Raw genomic sequence first — 4,414 nt, forward strand, 5'->3', positions numbered from 1 at the left:
CCGCGGCCAGCCCCAGCCCGGCCCGGCCCAGGGCCTAGGCCCCGGCGACGCGTAGCCGAGCAGCAACGGCAGCAGCAGTGCCTGCAACACTAGCAAGTAGGTCTGCCCGCGCAGCAGGCCGTCGTCGGCCGCGCGGCCGTGCAGCCGGCCCGCTACTAGCAGGTTTTCGGCATAAATAATCAGGAATACCGCCGGCCAACTCAGGCCCGTTTCGTGCAGGCCCATTGCGGCCAGCACCGCAAAAAACTGCGCCAATACCAGCTGCTGCTGGCGCACCCAGTCGGGGGCCAGTCCGGCGGCGCGTACCCAGGCTGCCAGGCCCAGGGCCCCGCCCGCCAGCGCCAGCAGGGCCCCCAGCAGCAGTGCCACCGAGGCTCCTGGCCCGGTAAATACGGCCCGTAGCAGCAGCAGGCCCGCCCCCGCTTCCAGGGCCCCGGCCAGCGCGACGAAGCTGCTCAGCAGGTCGCGGTGCCAAGCGGCCGGCGTAATTGTCAGTTCTTCAGGCCCTACGGGTACTTCTGCCGGGGGCCGGAGTAACGGTTGGCGGTAGGTGAGCTGGGCAAATGCCAGCCCGGCCCCGCCGGCTAAGGCCAGCACCAGGGCATCGCGGCACAGGGCCCCGGGGCCGTTGGCCAGTGCTTGGCCAGTGGCCAGCAGCAGCAGGCCGCCGCCTGCCAGCAGGGCCCCCGCCAGGGCCACGCGGTACACCAGGGCTTCGCTTTGGCGGGCCATTATCAAGGCAATCAGCAACGATTCCAGCAGCATGAACAGCAGGATGACCGACCCGGTGGCGTGCCAGCCTTGCAGCGAAAGGGCCGTGGCCAGCGCCAGGATAAGCGAGAGGATGGTGTCGGTCTGGAACAGCCAGCCAATGCCCAGTTGCTTGGCCCGCCGCCCGGCCCCAAACGTGAGCAGGGCCCCTAAAGCCAGCGGAATCGTCTTCCACACCGAGCCTGTGCTGTACAGGTACAGGTTGATGCCCAGGCACGTCCAGTTCAGTACGTGGGCTGCGAAAAGCAGTGCTTCGAACTGCCGGCTGGCGTACACGCGGCGGTACTGCACCACGGCCGCGGCCGCGCCCACCAATAGCACCAGGCCCATGGCCGCTAGCCGGAGCCCGTCCGACAAGCTGGGCAGTTGCTGGTGCCAGTACAGGTGAAACGCAAAAAAGCTGGCAATGCTCAGCAGCAGTTGGTACCGCCACCGTTGCCGGTAAGTAATGGCGATGCCAAACGCCGTGACGCCCGCCGCCGCGCCCAGCGTGAGGGCCGTGGGCGGCAGCACTGCCAGCGCCACCAGGCTCAGCACGCCGTGCAGGGTGGCCACGGCTTCGCGGCTGGCGCGCCAGGCCAGGTAGAGGTTGGCGCCCACGCCCAGTAGCAGCAGCAGGTAATCGAACGGCGGGGTGGCCCAACGCAGGCCATCAATGCTGGCGGCCCCCACGCAGGCAAACAGAAAAATGGCTGCCGCGCTGCTCAGCAGCCAAGCGTTTAGCTGCTGGGCAAATGCCTTGGCGCGCAGCGCAAACCGGGCCCCCAACAGCCCGGCCGCAAAGCCGCAGATCAACAAAAATCGAAACGGGGGCGCCAGCCGCAGGGCCGCGTAAATACCCAAAAAGCCCACGCCCGTCACCAACACCACTGCCCCCAGAATGCCGGTCCAGTTCTCCAGCAGCACCGCGGCCGCCCGCTCCCACCAGGTGGGCCCCGCTGGCACCAATGGGGGCGCCGGGGCTGCCCGGCGCGGTGCTGCTGGCAATGGCGCGGCCGGCAGCGGCTCCGTAACTGGCACTGGCTGCGGCGGTTGCACCGGCGATGGTATCGGCACGGGTTGCGCCACTGGGGCGGGCGGGCGCACCAGCGGCAGCGGGACAGGTACGGGCGCTGCCAGCGGCGGAGCTGCCGGCACTGCGCCAGCTGGCTCCACCGGCGCCGCCGGGGCCCCGCCACCGGCGCGCCAATCCACGAAGTACGCATGATGACCACTTGGTCGCGTAGGCGGTGCAGCTCGGCGTGGAGTTGCGTTTGCTCGGCTTGGCGGCGGGCTAGCTCGGCTTGTAACTTGGCCAGCTGCTTGGGCAGCGACCAGTAGCGGGCCAAGGCTGCCAGCGCGATAAGCAGGGCGAATAAAGATAAATCCATGTATAAATAGGACGTAAATAACAATGACACTAGCACTTAGCCTCCTTCCCTGGTTGGGCTCCTCACCAAGCGGCTAAAGTAGGGATGGGGCATAAAAAAAGCGGCCGCGAAATTTTCGCGGCCGCTTAAGCAGAAAAGTGAGCCCAACGGGATTACATCTTCATTTTGTCGTTGGCCTTTGCCATGTTGTCGTGCTGCTGAATGGTGGGCAACGTTTTGGTGGCAAAACCCTTCACGTCAGCTTCTTTGCCGTTGGCAATTTCGCTCTCGAACAGGGCCACTGTTTTGTCGTGGTCGGTCACCATCTGGTCCATGTACTTTTTCTCCAGGTCGGGGCCCGACATTTTCAGCATGGCCTCGCGCATGGTTTGGTGCTCGGCGTCCATCATGCCCTTCAGCTTCACGCCGTGCGCTTTGGCGATGGGCGTCAACTCGGCGCCGGCCTTGGTGTGGTCGGCAATCATTTTATTAGCGTAGGCTTTCACAGTGGGCGACGGATTTTTCGTCAGCACAATCTTGCTCAGGCCCATCTCATTGTGGCCGCCTTCGTCAACTTTGGTGATGAAGTCGGCGTCGCTCATGGGGGCCATGGTGGAGGCGCCGGGGCCCCGGCGGTCATGGCCGTGTCGGTGGTGTTGGCCATCGGGGGGGCGGCGTTTTCAGCGGGCGGCGTAGTAGCCGGCTGGCTGGCGGTGGTGGAGGTATCGGCGCTGTTGCAGGCACTAAAGGCGAGCAGGCCAACGGCGAGGGCAGGCAGGAGGGAACGGTTCATTAGGAATGGGGAAAAGGAAAGAAAACCAAATAATCGTCATATTACGCCAACGCCGCGCGCGGGTTGAGGCAATCAGCTTTTTATCAAACGGTTGAGCTTATTTTCCCCTGCCTGCTGGGGCCCCGTTGGCCGCCGACGGGGCCCCAGCAGGCAGGGGAAAAGGCGGCGGCGTCCTTTTCCAAAACCCTCACAATAGGGCCCCAGCCGTTTTTTACTGCCCGGTAAAGACGGGTTTGCGTTTTTCGGCGAACGCGGCCACGCCCTCGCGGTAGTCGGCCGTGGCGCCCGCCAGCTCCTGGCAGTGGGCCTCGTAGTCCAGCACCTCGTCGAGGGTGGCGGCGGCGGCCTTGTTCAGCATTTGCTTGAGCAGGCCGATGCTGCGGGTGGGGGCCCCAGCGTAGCGCGCGGCCAGGGCGTAGGTGGCCGCGTCGAGTTGGTCGGGGGCCACCACCTGGTTCACCAGGCCCAGGCGCAACGCCTCTTCCGCCGGCACCTTTCCGCCGAGCGCGCACAATTCAAAGGCCTTGAGCGTGCCCACCAGCCGCGGCAAAAACCACGACGAGCCCGAATCGGGCACGAGCCCGATGTTGATAAACGCCTCCAGCAGCGAGGCTTCGGTGCTGGCCACCAGCGCGTCGCAGGCCAGGGCCAGCGAGCAGCCCGCGCCCGCCGCCACCCCGTTCAGCCGCCCGATGATGGGCTTGGGCAGCCCCCGCATGGCCCGGATGATGGGGTTGTAGCGCTGGTGCAGCGAGTCGTGGAAGGAGCGCGGGGCCCCCTCGGCAGCCTCGGCCTCCTTGGCCGCCTTTAGGTCCTGCCCCGAGCAGAAGGCGCGGCCGGCCCCGGTCAGCACCACGGCCCGCACGGCGGCGTCGCGCGCCACCTGCTTCCAGGCGTCTTGCAGCTCGTAGCTCAGCGCGTCGTCAAAGGCGTTGAACACCTCGGGCCGGTTGAGGGTGATGGTGGCCACGCCGTCGGGGCGCACGTCGTAGAGCAGGCGGGTGTAAGTCATTTTAATTGATGTGGAAATGTGGATTGAATGTGAAGATGTGGGAGATGTGGAAATATGGCCGGGAATGCGGAACTGCAAAAATGTAGCACCTTCATCCTTCCATATTTCCACATTCCGCTCACATCTCCACATTTAATAAAGCTTCAGCCACCAGCAAATCCTCCGGGGTCGTGATTTTCAAATTCCGGTAGTCGCCTTCCACCAGCTCCACCCGGCAGAGGTCGTCCACCACGCTGGCGTCGTCGGTGAAGGTGGGCAGCTCAGGCATGGCGTAGGCGCGGCGCAGCAGGTCAATTTCGAAGGTTTGGGGCGTCTGCATCAGGCGCAGGCGGCTGCGGTTGAGGGCCGACGAGCCGTGCTGCGAGAGCGTGCGCACCGAGTCTTTAGGGGCCACGGCGGCGGCGGCGGCGGCGTGCTGGGCGGCGGCGGCGTAGGTGCGCGCCACCACAGCGGCGCTCACCAGCGGGCGCACGCCGTCGTGCACGGCCA

General features: G+C 65.8%; 5 protein-coding genes. All 5 read right to left on the minus strand.

From position 1 onward, the window contains the following. Positions 1-1,716 (minus strand): hypothetical protein (locus BEN49_RS11715; protein WP_204376097.1); only part of this gene is annotated, 1,716 nt, incomplete at its 3' end. A 577-nt stretch (positions 1,717-2,293) separates the two neighbouring features. After that, complete coding sequence (locus BEN49_RS11720) at positions 2,294-2,722, minus strand: DUF4142 domain-containing protein (protein ID WP_070743624.1); 429 nt, start codon at positions 2,720-2,722, stop codon at positions 2,294-2,296. Beyond that, complete coding sequence (locus BEN49_RS11725; protein ID WP_070743627.1) at positions 2,719-2,913, minus strand: hypothetical protein; 195 nt, start codon at positions 2,911-2,913, stop codon at positions 2,719-2,721. Before BEN49_RS11725 ends, BEN49_RS11720 begins: the two co-directional genes overlap by 4 nt. Positions 2,914-3,124: 211 nt before the next feature. Further along, positions 3,125-3,925 carry an enoyl-CoA hydratase-related protein gene (locus BEN49_RS11730; protein ID WP_070743630.1) on the minus strand — a complete coding sequence of 267 codons (801 nt, stop codon included), beginning with the start codon at positions 3,923-3,925 and terminating at the stop codon, positions 3,125-3,127. A gap of 118 nt (positions 3,926-4,043) precedes the next feature. Next, a partial coding sequence (locus BEN49_RS11735) for a 2-C-methyl-D-erythritol 4-phosphate cytidylyltransferase (RefSeq protein ID WP_193415794.1) occupies positions 4,044-4,414 on the minus strand: 371 nt, incomplete at its 5' end.

Source organism: Hymenobacter coccineus, from assembly GCF_001816125.1.
In the GTDB taxonomy this organism is placed as follows: Bacteria; Bacteroidota; Bacteroidia; order Cytophagales; family Hymenobacteraceae; genus Hymenobacter; species Hymenobacter coccineus.

Excerpts from the sequence above, each read along its gene's own strand:
- BEN49_RS11730 (WP_070743630.1), bottom strand. The coding sequence starts at position 3,925 with ATGACTTACACCCGCCTGCTCTACGACGTGCGCCCCGACGGCGTGGCC.
- BEN49_RS11720 (WP_070743624.1), bottom strand. The coding sequence starts at position 2,722 with ATGAGCGACGCCGACTTCATCACCAAAGTTGACGAAGGCGGCCACAAT.
- BEN49_RS11725 (WP_070743627.1), bottom strand. The coding sequence starts at position 2,913 with ATGAACCGTTCCCTCCTGCCTGCCCTCGCCGTTGGCCTGCTCGCCTTT.